Below are 13,207 nucleotides of genomic sequence, written 5' to 3'. Positions count from 1 at the left end.
TCGTATCATCGAAAAGCGGTCCTGGAAAGCCCTCAACGATATGTTTATCTGGAGCCGGATGCCCAATGGTAAAACCGATATTAATAATAGAAACGGATTTTCGACGGATATGATCGGGATGAACTGGGACTATCCGGACGGCGACTACGCGACCCGGACGAAGATCTGGAATGACCACGTGAGCTATACCAAAGGGCTGTTGTATTTTGTGGGAAATGACCCTCGGGTACCCGCAAGTGTTCGGCAGGAAATGCAGCAGTGGGGCTATCCCAAAGACGAGTACACGGATAATGAAAACTGGAGCCATCAGCTCTACATTCGGGAAGCTCGCCGGATGGTGGGTGAACTGGTCATGACCCAGCACCACTGCCAGGGGCGGGAAGTGGTATCGGATGGGGTAGGCATGGCCGCTTACACGATGGACTCGCACAATTGCGACCGCTTGATCATCGATGGGTTTGTGAAAAATGAAGGCAACGTGGAGGAAGGCGGCTTCGGCCCTTATCCGGTTTCGTACCGGGCCCTTATTCCTCAGCAAAAAGAAGCAGCCAATTTGCTGGTACCGGTTTGTTTGTCGGCTACACACATTGCCTATGGCTCCATCCGTATGGAACCCGTCTTTATGGTACTCGGGCAATCGGCGGCAGTAGCGGCAGGTATGGCGATTGATGCCAAACAACCCATTCAGGCCGTAGATGTCAAGCAGTTACAGAAACAACTGGCGAGTAATCCCTACGCCGATGGCAGTCAGCCGGATATCCTCGTTACCAGCGACCACGAAACCCAGACGACTCGTAAGGGTTCCTGGATGGTACAGACCTACGGTGGTTTCGGTCCTTCGTTTTTGATGGATACTACGAATCAGGAAAAGTCCGTCCGCTTCAAACCTACGATTCCGAAAGCGGGAACGTATACGATTTACACCTACGTACCGAAAGTAAAGAACCGCTCGTCCGAAGCGAGTATCGAAGTCTTTGACGGAAAGCAGAAAAAGCAACAAATGATCCGTAGTGCGGAGGTACAGGTGGCCGGTCAGACATCCGGGGAATGGGTCTCGCTGGGCAGCTATCCCTTACCCGCCGGAACAACGGCCTACGTAGAAATCAGTGGAAAGGGCAACGTCATTGCCGATGACGTATTACTCGTGCCGGAACGGAAGCGATAAGTATCCGTTTCTTCTAAACCTAAAACTAGTTGAAGTATGCAACTGAAGCGTCGAGCTTTTTTAGTCAGTTTATGCCTGTCGCCCGCCCTTTTAACCCACGCTCAATCGTCGGTACGCCGGGCCGATGTGATTATTTACGGGGGAACGTCGGCGGCTGTCATGGCCGCTGTACAGGTAAAGAAAATGGGCAAAACGGTACTGGTCGTTTCGCCCGACAAGCATTTGGGCGGCTTATCCTCGGGTGGGCTGGGTTTCACCGATACGGGAAATAAAGAAGTGATTGGCGGATTGTCACGGCAGTTTTACCAGCGACTTTACCAGCATTACCAGCAGGATTCCGCCTGGAAATGGCAAAAACGCGAAGCCTACGGCAACAAAGGGCAGGGGACCCCCGCCATTGATGGCAATGCCCGGACCATGTGGATTTTCGAACCCCACGCCGCCGAGCAAATTTTTGAGGATCTGATTCGGGAACATAGTATTACGGTGTATCGCGAAGAGTGGCTCGACCGTTCGGCCAAAGGGCTTACGAAAAAAGGCGGAGCGATCCAGTCCTTCCGTACGCTCAGTGGACAGGTATACGAAGGCAAACGCTTCATCGACGCCACCTACGAAGGCGATCTGATGGCGACGGCGGGTGTGAAGTATCACGTGGGCCGTGAGGCCAACCGCGTCTACGGTGAAACCTGGAATGGCGTGCAGCCCAACGTATTTCAGCACGGCCATTACTTCAAAGCGAAGGTGAGTCCGTACAAAGTACCCGGCGATCCGAAGAGCGGCTTGTTACCAGAAATTGCTGCCGAAGGGCCGGGACAGAAAGGGGAGGGGGATTCCAAAATTCAGGCGTATTGCTTCCGGATGTGCATGAGTAACCACCCTGATAACCGGGTACCTTTTCCCAAACCCGAAGGTTACGATCCCGCCCGGTATGAGTTGCTGGGCCGGGTATTTGACAGCGGCTGGCGGGAGACGTTCCAGAAATTTGATCCCATTCCCAACCGTAAAACGGATACTAACAATCACGGACCGTTCAGCAGTGATTACATCGGTAAAAACTACGATTACCCCGAGGCCACGTACGAGCGGCGGCGGCAGATCATTCAGGACCATCAACAGTATCAGCAGGGCTTGCTGTACTTTATGGCTAACGATCCCCGCGTTCCGGAAGATGTACGCCAGGAGATGAGTCAGTGGGGTCTGGCCAAAGATGAGTTTACCGATAACAACCACTGGCCGCATCAGATTTACGTTCGCGAAGCCCGCCGGATGTTAGGGGAATACGTGATGAAGGAAGCGGATGCACTCGGCGAAACGACCGTACCGAACCCGATTGGTATGGGTTCGTACTCGCTGGATGCTCACAACGCCCAGCGGTACGTCACGCCCGAAGGGTACGTGCAAAACGAAGGTGACATTGGGGTACACCCGAAACAACCCTATTCCATTGCCTACGGCTCGATCTTACCCAAAGAGAAGGAATGTTCGAATTTGTTGGTGCCCGTCTGCGTATCCAGTTCGCACATCGCCTATGGCTCCATTCGGATGGAACCGGTATTCATGATTTTGGGTGAATCGGCGGCGACGGCGGCGGTGCTTTCAATCGATAAGAATATCAGTCCGCAACGATTGCCGTACGGTGAGTTGAAGGAAGTTTTACTCAAGAATGGGCAGCGGTTGACATTGTAAGCGGGTTCAATAGGTGTAACGCATCTATTATCTGGTCGGAGGTGACGCTACGCTAAACCCCAACAATGGCGGAGACATGCTTTGTCTACTTTTTGTTGTTAGAAGTACAAAAGCGAGCGATTAATTTTAGCCATTCCCACAGGAACGTATAAAATGAATCGCTCGCTTTTATCCGGTAACTTTCAACGATTGTATTAAATCATTGGTTATTACGAAGTGATAAGTTAATACAATAGGACTTCCTGGAAAATTTCCGGACGTTTCTGCTTTTAAAAGACTTTCCGTTTCGTTTTCTTCAAAGCTGATGGGTTTCATTGTAGCCCGGTATCGCTCATTTGAATCGGCAATCCACCGTTCTATTTCATTTCTTCCATTATGCGTTTTTCCTTCGTCAAAAACGACGGCAGTTTCGGAAAAACAATGAGCATACGCAACACTATCAAAGCTGTTTTGCGTTTCGACTAAATCGGCTATTACTTTCGGTAAGTTCATTTTCTTTAGTTTGTTAAATAGTAGGTACCGTTCCACCGTCAATGACAAATTCTGTCCCGCTGAGATAGCCTGCTCTGGGTGAAACCAAAAACCAACCAATTCTGCCACTTCTTCAGGTTCTGCCGGTCTTCCGAAGGGTATTCCACCCAAGGCATCCATGACACTTTGTTGAGCTTCTGCTACCGTACTATTGGCATTTCTTGCAAGTTCGCCCAGCCAGGCTACCGATGCGGTCGTATTGATCCAGCCCGGCGAAACCGTCAGCACCCGAATACCTTTAGGGGTAACTTCGTTCGATAAACTTTTACTGTAGTTTCTCAATCCTGCTTTGGAAGCTGCGTAAGGCAACGTGGATTCATAGAGCGGCAGTTTGCCTTGGATCGAAGCGATGTGAATAATAACACCACTTTTTTGATCAATCATTTTTGGCAAAAAACCTCTGTCCAGTCGAACCGGAGCAAGCAAATTGGCTTGTAGGGTTGATTCCCAATCTTGATCACTCAATACGGAAAAACCACCAGCGGGTGTTTCGGAAGAACCCAGGTTATTGACAAGGATATCTACCCTTCCATACGTTGCTAGTACTTCGCTTACCACCTTTTGTGATCCTTCTGCCTTACTTAAATCCGCGGAAATGAAATGCAACTTGTCGTTTTTGTCTTCTGGTGCATTTCTTGCGGTAATAATAACGGTTGCACCCGCTTGTAAAAGCCGTTCTGCAATGGCTCTTCCAGCTCCTTTTGTACCCCCGGTTACCACAGCAATCTTACCTGATAACTCACTGTTGAAATTAGGCTGTTCCATGGTATTTGTCCTTTGCTTAGAATTGATGATAGGACAAAATTGGAGGGTAAATGAAGTTTAGACAAGTACGGAATTACGATTCATATAGGGATAAATTAATCCCCTATTGGACTAACTAAGACGTACATTAATTTTGTAATATGTATGAGAGAAAGACAATACCAAATCTGAATTGCGGACTTGATTTGATCGGAGAAATACTTTACGGCAAATGGAAAATCCGTTTGCTATGGTTTATCAACGAAGGTCATCAACGCCCAAGCGAACTGCAACGCAAAATCCCCGATGCGTCACGCAGGGTTTTGAATATTCAGTTGAAAGAATTAGAAGAGCACGAACTGGTTACGAGAAAAATTTATCCCGTTATACCGCCAAAAGTAGAATACAGTCTTACGGATTTTGGTAAGACGTTAATCCCAGTAATTGCTGCATTAGGACAATGGAGCGATGCACACGAAGAGCGATTGCGAGAGGTGATTTCGAGGCAAGTTATAAGTTCTGATTTGGACGTCTCTCTAATGAATTAATCTGTTGATCAACGGTGTCGTCCCTTTCCGATAAAAAACTGTTCATACCCCGCATTTCATAGGGGGCTAAGTATACTCCGGGGTTGAAACGACCGCGATAAATTTAAGCATACGGAATCTGAACGACGGCAAAAGGTTTTAGTAGAGATTACAGGTTTTAAAATGCAGAACTCCTTCGGACTTACGTACTTTTAACTCCGAAGGAGTTCAATATAGGAATGTTTTCCAACTCCCTTACTCCGACCGACCCTCCAGTACCCCCTCACTTAACTCATAGAGTTGTTGCAAGGCCTGTAAGGTTTCCGGCGAAGGTTCCTCCCATAGGTTTCGTTGAACGGCTTCGAGCAGACGTTCGGTAATGGCCTGCAAGGCCCACGGATTACTTTCCCGCAGAAAATCCTGGAGTTGCGGGTTGAGGGCGTAGGTTTGAGCTACTTTTTCGTACATCCAGTCTTCAAGAACCTGGGCCGTGGCGTCGTACCCGAAGAGGTAATCGACCGTAGCCGTTAGTTCCAGACCGCCCTTGTAGCCGTGGCGTTGCATACTCTCCAGCCATTTCGGATTCACCACCCGTGAACGGAATACCCGCAGGGCTTCTTCCTTCAAATCCCGCACCACGGGTCGGGCGGGGTTTTGCGAATCGCCGAAGTAATGCTTGGGCTGTTGGCCGGTCAGGCTGCGAATGGTTGCGATCATGCCGCCGTGGAATTGTAGGTAGTCATCACTGTCGAAAATGTCGTGTTCACGGTTATCCTGGTTGTGCAGGGCCACTTCCACGCCCGAAAGTCGCTGCTGAAATTCCTGCCGGGCATCTACCCCCGCCGCCTGTTTGCCGTAGGCGTATCCACCCCAGTTCAGATAAGCCTGGGCGAAATCCGCTTCATTCTGCCAGTTTTTTTCGTTAATCAGGGGCAAAATCCCTGCTCCGTAACTGCCCGGTGCCGCTCCGAAAATGCGGTACGCTGCCCGTTCTTCCGCTTCTTCCAGCGGTAAATCCTGCAGTTGACTTACATCTTTCAGATAATGCTTGCGGACAAAATTCTGATCCTCCGGTTCATCCAAGGCGATGACCAGCTGTACGGCTTCATCCAGTAAATCAATCAAATGCGGAAAGGCATCGCGGAAGAATCCACTGATCCGGGTCGTGACGTCGATTCGGGGTCTTCCCAAGTCCGCCAGCGGAATGATTTCAACGCCCGTAATTCGGCGGCTTTCGGTTTGCCAAACGGGCCGTACGCCGAGCAGAGCCAGAATTTCGGCCACGTCGTCGCCGTGGGTTCGCATGGCACTCGTCCCCCAAATGCTGATGCCTACGCTTTCGGGGTAAGTTCCAGATTCCCGCTTATGTCGTTCGAGTACCTCGCGGGCCAGTTGCTGCCCCACTTCCCAGGCTGCCTGCGAGGGTAGAGCCCGGGGATCGACGGCGTAAAAATTACGTCCGGTCGGAAGGATATGAGCCATGCCCCGGGTAGGAGCCCCACTCGGACCGGCGGGAACATACCCACCTGAAAGACCGTGCAGCAGGTTGGAAATTTCCTCGTCCGTTCGGGTCAGGTTCGGTACCAGCTGTTCACACACGTACTGCAAGACGGGTCGCAACCGATCGAGTTGGGCCGGAGGAAGCTGGAAGGTTTCAAAGAGTACTGCATCGAGCCGCGACGGCTGAAACCGATGCTGAAGCAGTATCCGAAACAAGTGATTACTCATTTCATCGATCACTTCCAGAGCATCCGCCGCCGTAATGAGGGGACGGCCCGACCATTCCTGAAAATGAGGGTCAACCTGCGACAGTTTCTGTCCTTTGTGTTCCTGTAAATGTGAAAAATCAAGGTCGAACAGGCCCGCAATCGTTTCGGGTAAGCTGGCGAAATCCTGATTGGGCAGGCGAGTCATCGCTTGTAGTAAATCGACCAGAGCGTCGCCTTCGGGTACTTGCCCGAGCGTATGCAAGCCATTGCGAATCTGAGCCGCACCTAGTTCACAGAGATAGCCGTCAATGTCTTCAATCAAGTGAGCAATATCCTTACCTGCCATTTCAGTCAGGGTTACGGGTACCCCTTCGGGTGTTAGTTCGTCGTCCCAGTCATGTTTGTGATCGCCATGGTCGCGACTCAGCAGGGCCGACAAATCCGTATCCAGATTCGTCCGCTGAATCAACTCCCAGATCTGCCGCTGGAGTAGGGGAAGTTTGGCCGGATCCAGCATTTCCACCTGATAATATTCATCCACCAGTTGCGTGAGCTGAGCCAGTTCGCCGTACTGGTCGGCGGTGGTCATGGGCGGCGTCAGGTGGTCAACAACAACGGCGTGACCCCGGCGTTTGGCCTGCGAACCTTCGCCGGGATCAATGATAATGAAGGGATAAAACAGGGGTAAATCTCCCAGAATCGCATCGGGAAAACAGTTTTCCGACAAGCCCATCCCCTTACCCGGCAGCCATTCCAACGTACCGTGTTTGCCCACGTGCACCAGAGCATCGGCTTTCCAGACATCCCGGAGCCAGCGGTAAACGGCGTAGTAATGGTGCGTTGGAGCTAGGTCCGGCTGGTGATAAATTGCGTCGGGGTCCATGCCATACCCCCGGGGTGGCTGAAGCAGCACGATGGCATTTCCCAGCTCGATACCAGCTAATGAAATCTTTCCTTCGTGTACGTAGGTTTCGCCCGGTGGCGGTCCCCATTGCTTGAGCATTTTCTGCTGGAGCGGTTCAGGTAACTCCGTCAACCACTGCGTGTATTGCGAAGTAGATACGCGTCCCACTGCCTGTGCGAGTTGCTCGGGCGTCAGGTAGGTTTCATCGTACGAACAGCGATCAATGAGCTGGTGAATCAGTTCTGTACCCGTAGCCGGCAAGTTTTCCAGCGAATACCCTTCATCCTGCATGGCCTGTAACATCGCCAGTAGAGAAGCTGGAGCGTCGAGTCCGACGGCATTACCAATCTGGGAAGCTTTGGCGTTCGAATTGGTAAAAATGAAGGCGACTCGTTTCTGAGCGTTTGGCGTATGCCGAAGGCGGGCCAGTCGCTGAGCAATTCCGGTTACCCGTTCGATGCGGTCGGGAACAGGCTCGTACGCCGTGGTATCGCCGTTTTTTTCCTTGAAAGAAATGGGAACGGTAATGATACGCCCGTCGAATTCGGGAATGGCGACGTTCATAGCCGTATCGAGGGGCGTGAGGCCGCGACTCGACAACTCCCAGGGTACACGACTCATTCCACTCGTGATGGCCTGTAAAATCGGTACGTCAAGGTGGCGTAAAGCCCCGGACGAACCCTGCTGATCGGCATCCGTCATCGCGTAGGAAACCGTATTGATCAACGTATCAATGGCCACGCCTGCCGTTCGGTCGAAAAACTGAAAAGCCTGCGGGTGGCCCGTTTCGGGATGAATCGCTTTGAGGGACGAGGTGTACACCGCTAGTGCGTTGATCTGGCGATCTTCCAGTGAACGAATCAAGGCATCCACGAACGCCGTATTCCCGCTGATCCAGTGCGAACGGTAAAAGGTAATCCCGACCGTCGGCTGTTGGGGATCGTAGTGCTTTTGCCAGTCGCTCAGCTCCGCGTTTTCGGGTAAGTCGGGATGGTAAAGGCCATGTTCGGGCAGCGTCTGGGGCAGGTCGGCTCCGTACCCCGTCAGCAATAAGTGATCGGAAAGGTAGTACAGCAGCGACGTAAAATTCCCCGCTCCGCCCGCCTGTACGTAGGACAAGGCATCCTGCTGAATAGCCGGAGATACCGTAGAAACCGCCGCAAATTCCGGGTTTAGCTCACCCGTACCGCTGATGACAATCAGATGTTGCTGATTCTGCTGGGCCCGCTTTACCAGTTCATGAAAACCCGGTACGCTGCTGGGGCGTCCGTGAATTCGTAGAATAATGACCTGAGCTGCTCCAATCTCCCGTTCCAGCAACTGAGCCATGTGGGCTTCGGTCTTGATTGCCAGTAAGCTTAGGCCCAGTACTTTGGGAAAATCGTCGGGTAAACTGATCCGGCTGAGGGTTAGCAAATCCGTATCGGCGTGCGTCAGAAATACGATTCCATCGGTGGGCGAGGGCGTTTCCCCGCGTAGAGTAGCCGCTTCTGAGCCTTTCCAGGTGTAGTACTGAAAGACAAATTCGGCCAGTTCGGCGGGTGGACTCAGGAAGCAGTCGGCGACCAGCATGCGGTCAATGTAATCGAAAATGGCTTTGATGTGCCACTCACTGTTCACCGAATGAAACCATACCGAATGCCCGTCGAAAAGCAGGGTTGCCACGTTTGCCAGCGTGCAGGGCCCCAGACAACCGCCTTTGGTCAGGTGAACCTGATTCCGCATTTTTCGACGGAGCCATTCGTTTTTGTAGACGTCAACCAGTACCGGGGCGTACCCGCGGTCGGTTCGCCCGCAGCAGCAGGCATTATAGCAGTAGGACAAATGTCCCCGCCGCTGGACCAGATTAATGGCTTTTCCGTCGGGTCGCATGACCCGTTGCCGTTTGATTTCAGCCATGTGGATGCGTGGAAAGGGAAGTAGAAAGCGTACGAAGCAGATCCGTCAGCCACGTTGGGCCATCGCCCCAGTATAAGTGTACGTACGAAGCCAGGGTATTTTGTACGCGGTAGATTTTAGTCCCGACTTCCAGACCCCGGGCATTGCGGACCGGAGCCAGGGAGGATAGTTCTTCCGCTTCCTGTAAGGTAGAATAATGAAACTCGTGACCTTTCAGTAAGGTATTTTGAAAGTGAATTTGTCGATAACCCAGGGTCAGCTTCGCGTGTTGCAGACTCGTTGAAAAGGGAAACACCCCGGCCATTGGATAGCTGTGACCTTCCGCGTCGGTTAACTGCTGGCCCAGGTACATCAACCCGCCGCACTCCGCGTAGGCGTATCCACCGTTCTGGCAGTACGCTCGCACGCTTTCCCGAAAGACCGTATTGGCACTCAGGGTCTGAGCGTGCAATTCAGGGTAGCCACCGGGTAGGTACAAGAGATCCGTTTCGGGCAGCTCGGTGTCCCGGAGTGGACTTACGTACTGTACTTCCGCCTGGGCTTCCAGCACCGCTAGGTTTTGGTGATACTGAAATGAAAACGCCTCATCCCGGGCGATAGTCACCTTACAGGCCGTACGATGGCACAAGGCTTGAGCTAGGGGAGCCTCTTCATCAGTTTTAGTAAGGGCCAAAAGTCGATCCAGGTCAATGGTCTGCGGAATCTTCCGGGCGATGGCTTCGATGATTTGCTCGTAGTCGATCTCCGAAGACGTGCGTAAACCCAGGTGCCGCGAAGGAATGGTAAAATCGGCGTGGGTAGGGAAATAGCCCAGACAGGGCAATCCCACATCCTGACAGGCTTCCTCCAGAAAGCGAAAATGAGAGGCCGTCTGTACCCCGTTGAAAAGGACGCCGGCGATTTGTATGCCCGCGTAAAAATGCTTGAATCCGTACAGAAGCGGTGCCGCCGAGTACGCCATCGCCTTGGCCTGTACCACCAGAATAATGGGTATGCCGAGGCATTCGGCCAGTGAGGCCGTACTCGCCTGCATCCGGTCGGCCCCGTCGAACAGACCCATCACGCCTTCAGTAACGGATACATCCGCCCCGGAACCGTAGGTTTGATACAGGGTCTGCAAGTGTTCGGGGGAGGCCATAAACAGATCCAGATTGATACTGGCTCGTCCGGCGGCCGTGCGATGGTGCTGAATATCAATGTAATCCGGCCCGCACTTGAAGGGCTGAACCGTTAATCCCCGGTGTCGCAAAGCCCGCAACAGACCCAGCGTAAGCGTCGTCTTGCCCGAACCACTATGCGGAGCCGCAATGAGAAAATGACTGGCCATGAAAGAATAAGCTGGCCTTCCTGAAAAAGACAAAAAAGAAGAATCGGAGACGGGTACACCCCTCCGGCAAATTTACTTCTGATTTCCGCCTTAGTCCGTGAAAGCGTGTAACCGATACAAAAAGGCAGGTCTCCTGGCTCGTTTCCTTCCCAACGCCTTCCCATACGCGAGGTACAGTGGCTTCTCTAAAGAAAGTTTACAGTAGTCGGTTTTCCGTTTACAGTTGCTTAGTGAAGTATTTTACTCCTGAAAACTGAAAACAGTAAGCTGAAAACTGAAAAAAACATACAGTTGCACGACAGCTCGTGATTTAAACCGCATCGGCGGTCCGCACGATTCCCTATTCATCCGCGGTTAAGCAGAACCTTTTTGGGGACGAAGATACGTTGCTTTGCTTGCCTTTCAGTAGGATAAACCCTGGGATTCGTCTGCAAGGTGAGGGTAGTGACCCCGTAATCGTTAGTTAACTGTCAAAAGGAAAGACTAGCCAATGAAAATTTGACAGTTTTCGCTGACAAATAGGTAAGGAAAACAATTTTGGCACGCCCCTTTAAAAGAGGGGAAGTGATGAAGAAACGTCTTCGTCGCATTCGTTTGATCAACTTTTAAAAAGGAGGTAACTATGTCACTCATGAGAAAAAAGGATGAGCTGTTTCCCAGCTTCCCCAGCTTTTTTGATGATTTCCTAGGTCGCGATCTTTTTAACTGGAATCAGTCGCATTTTTCATCGACGGGTACGACCGTTCCGGCGGTGAATATTCGCGAAACGGCCGATGCGTTTGAAGTCGAAATGGCTTCTCCGGGGATGAGAAAAGAAGATTTTCACATCCAGCTTGACGAGAATACACTGAAGATTTCGTCTCAAAAGCAATCGGTAACGGAAGACAAAAAAGACGAACACTACTCCCGCCGGGAGTTTAGCTACCAGTCCTTTGAGCGGACCTTTGTACTGCCGAAAGATGTGGTCAATGAAGAAGGCATCCAGGCCCGCTACGAAAATGGACTGCTGCATCTGACGATTCCAAAACGGGAAGAGGTAAAACAGAAAGCTCCCCGGTTGATTAGTATTCAGTAATTACTGCGATACTTCACTTTTGAAAGGACTGCTTCTAAAGCAGTCCTTTTGTGTATAAGGGCTATTGAGGGGGTAGGAAGCCTTTTTATTGTGGTTTGACGAGCGTTACAGACGCTCGTCAATACGCTCTACAAGGGACAGTATCCTAGATATAAAAAGGACCTCTCCCCAAGCAAAGAAACCAGTAATCAACTTTCCTACTGGAACGAAGACCAGTCGATCAACAAGGAGTGTATCTTTGAATACAAATCGTATCTAAACCTTTTGTATGAAAGCATTCCTTGTTAGCACGCTTCTAATGGTCCTATTTGGGCTAAAAGCCTCTGCCCAAAGTAACAAACCTTTATACACCTTTCCCATTGGTGTTCAGGCGTATACCTATCGCAATGAATTTGCGAAAGAGGTGGAGAAAACGCTGGACCTGATTGCTTCGTTGGGCATTACGGAAATCGAGGGAAACACCCCGAAAGGCCTGACTCCGGAAGCGTACAAACAGATGCTTCAAAAGCGGAAGCTTACCATACCCGCCACAGGAGCTTCGTACGAGGAGCTGGTGAGTGACCCTCAGAGTGTTATCAAACAGGCAAAAGCCCTGGGATCTCGGTACGTTATGGTCGCCTGGATTCCGCATCAGGGAGCATTTACCATCGATCATGCGAAAAAAGCTGTCGAAGATTTTAATAAGGCGGGGAAAGCACTGAAAGCCGCGGGTTTAACTTTCTGTTACCACAATCACGGCTACGAGTTCAGTCCTTACGAACAGGGAACGTTGTTTGATTACATCGTCAAAAACACTCATCCGGCGGATGTTTCCTTTGAGCTGGATATCCTATGGGCTCAGCACGGCGGGGCCGACCCCGTGGCTTTGCTCAAGAAATACGGCAAACGGTTTCAGTTGATTCACCTGAAAGACCTTAAAAAAGGAATAAAAGGAGACTTCACCGGATCAACCCCGCTGGAAAACGACGTAGCATTAGGAACGGGGCAGATCGACATTCCCGGCGTTATTAAAGAAGCCAAGCGACTAGGTATTCGCCATTATTTCATTGAAGATGAAAGTCCGAGTATCGCTCAGCAGGTGCCTCAAAGCATTGCGTACCTGAAAGGATTAAAAGAATAAAAATGCCTTCCTAGAAAAGCCCCGCTTACAAATCAGCTTTGTAAGCGGGGCTTTTCTGTTTTATACACGCTATAAGGAAAGTACCTGTGATCCTTCCTGAAGGGGATAGGTTTTGCCTTTCCAATGCAACGTTCCGCTCGTCGCCGGAGGGAGGGTGATGCGGGCGGTTAATTTGCCTTGTGCATTCAACGTATACTGGGTTTTGATCGTCCCTGCGGGGTGGGGCATACTGCCCGAAGCTTCTTTCAGGGTACCCAAGGCCGGAGCAATCCGGATTCTCTTGAAACCTGCCGCCTCGGAATCAATGCCGAGTACGATGCGGTAAAACTCAATATTCGGACTCGAACCCCAGGCGTGGCAGTCCGACCGGGACGGCTCGGGCATTTCGGCCCAGGTCGTCAGGCCCAGTCCCATCTGCTCCTGCCAGAGTTGCAGGTGATCCAGCAGAAGATCACCCAGTCCGGCTTTACTCAGGGCCTGATTGACATAGTAGCGAAAGTAAATGGTGGTTTGCGTCAGA

9 protein-coding genes and 1 riboswitch are annotated in these 13,207 nt (G+C 51.3%); of the genes, 5 read left to right on the top strand and 4 right to left on the bottom strand.

The genetic code is table 11. The features are described from left to right. Both ACOJTG_RS08040 and ACOJTG_RS08035 read left to right on the top strand, forming a co-directional pair. Positions 1–1,165: FAD-dependent oxidoreductase (locus tag ACOJTG_RS08040; protein ID WP_420153335.1), on the top strand; the 1,165-nt coding region annotated here is incomplete at its 5' end. A gap of 36 nt (positions 1,166–1,201) precedes the next feature. Beyond that, the gene (locus tag ACOJTG_RS08035) at positions 1,202–2,851 is read left to right on the top strand and encodes an FAD-dependent oxidoreductase (protein ID WP_420153334.1); all 1,650 of its coding nucleotides are present in this window, start codon (positions 1,202–1,204) and stop codon (positions 2,849–2,851) included. A 168-nt stretch (positions 2,852–3,019) separates the two neighbouring features. Here the strand turns inward: ACOJTG_RS08035 and ACOJTG_RS08030 are convergent, their stop codons facing one another. Beyond that, on the bottom strand, positions 3,020–4,147 hold the full coding sequence (locus tag ACOJTG_RS08030; RefSeq protein WP_420153333.1) for an SDR family oxidoreductase: 1,128 nt from the start codon (positions 4,145–4,147) through the stop codon (positions 3,020–3,022). Positions 4,148–4,287: 140 nt separating this feature from the next. On the opposite strand from ACOJTG_RS08030, the gene ACOJTG_RS08025 reads away from it, so the two are divergent. Continuing rightward, a complete protein-coding gene (locus ACOJTG_RS08025) occupies positions 4,288–4,674 on the top strand; it encodes a winged helix-turn-helix transcriptional regulator (protein WP_420153332.1) in 387 nt (128 codons plus the stop codon). A gap of 234 nt (positions 4,675–4,908) precedes the next feature. Here the strand turns inward: ACOJTG_RS08025 and cobN are convergent, their stop codons facing one another. Beyond that, positions 4,909–9,165, bottom strand: a complete 4,257-nt coding sequence (gene cobN, locus ACOJTG_RS08020) for a cobaltochelatase subunit CobN (RefSeq protein WP_420153331.1) — start codon at positions 9,163–9,165, stop codon at positions 4,909–4,911. Continuing rightward, positions 9,158–10,492, bottom strand: coding sequence for a cobyrinate a,c-diamide synthase (locus ACOJTG_RS08015; protein ID WP_420153330.1), 1,335 nt, complete (start codon positions 10,490–10,492; stop codon positions 9,158–9,160). Before ACOJTG_RS08015 ends, cobN begins: the two co-directional genes overlap by 8 nt. Before the next feature lie 105 nt (positions 10,493–10,597). Next, positions 10,598–10,876, bottom strand: a riboswitch (cobalamin riboswitch). 247 nt (positions 10,877–11,123) lie between these two features. On the opposite strand from ACOJTG_RS08015, the gene ACOJTG_RS08010 reads away from it, so the two are divergent. Continuing rightward, positions 11,124–11,567, top strand: coding sequence for an Hsp20/alpha crystallin family protein (locus ACOJTG_RS08010; protein WP_420153329.1), 444 nt, complete (start codon positions 11,124–11,126; stop codon positions 11,565–11,567). Between the two features lie 268 nt (positions 11,568–11,835). Next, positions 11,836–12,687 carry a sugar phosphate isomerase/epimerase family protein gene (locus ACOJTG_RS08005; protein ID WP_420153328.1) on the top strand — a complete coding sequence of 284 codons (852 nt, stop codon included), beginning with the start codon at positions 11,836–11,838 and terminating at the stop codon, positions 12,685–12,687. A gap of 69 nt (positions 12,688–12,756) precedes the next feature. Here ACOJTG_RS08005 and ACOJTG_RS08000 read toward each other — a convergent pair. After that, positions 12,757–13,207: alpha-L-rhamnosidase C-terminal domain-containing protein (locus tag ACOJTG_RS08000; protein ID WP_420153327.1), on the bottom strand; the 451-nt coding region annotated here is incomplete at its 5' end.

The sequence above is a fragment of the Siphonobacter sp. genome (genome assembly GCF_048595215.1).
Lineage (GTDB): Bacteria > Bacteroidota > Bacteroidia > Cytophagales > Spirosomataceae > Siphonobacter.
This window is presented reverse-complemented; position numbering and strand designations above follow the sequence as displayed.

What these genes read in the sequence shown, in the direction of transcription:
- ACOJTG_RS08035 (WP_420153334.1), top strand. Translation starts at nt 1,202, where the DNA reads ATGCAACTGAAGCGTCGAGCTTTTTTAGTCAGTTTATGCCTGTCGCCC.
- ACOJTG_RS08030 (WP_420153333.1), bottom strand. Translation starts at nt 4,147, where the DNA reads ATGGAACAGCCTAATTTCAACAGTGAGTTATCAGGTAAGATTGCTGTG.
- ACOJTG_RS08025 (WP_420153332.1), top strand. Translation starts at nt 4,288, where the DNA reads ATGTATGAGAGAAAGACAATACCAAATCTGAATTGCGGACTTGATTTG.
- cobN (WP_420153331.1), bottom strand. Translation starts at nt 9,165, where the DNA reads ATGGCTGAAATCAAACGGCAACGGGTCATGCGACCCGACGGAAAAGCC.
- ACOJTG_RS08015 (WP_420153330.1), bottom strand. Translation starts at nt 10,492, where the DNA reads ATGGCCAGTCATTTTCTCATTGCGGCTCCGCATAGTGGTTCGGGCAAG.
- ACOJTG_RS08010 (WP_420153329.1), top strand. Translation starts at nt 11,124, where the DNA reads ATGAGAAAAAAGGATGAGCTGTTTCCCAGCTTCCCCAGCTTTTTTGAT.
- ACOJTG_RS08005 (WP_420153328.1), top strand. Translation starts at nt 11,836, where the DNA reads ATGAAAGCATTCCTTGTTAGCACGCTTCTAATGGTCCTATTTGGGCTA.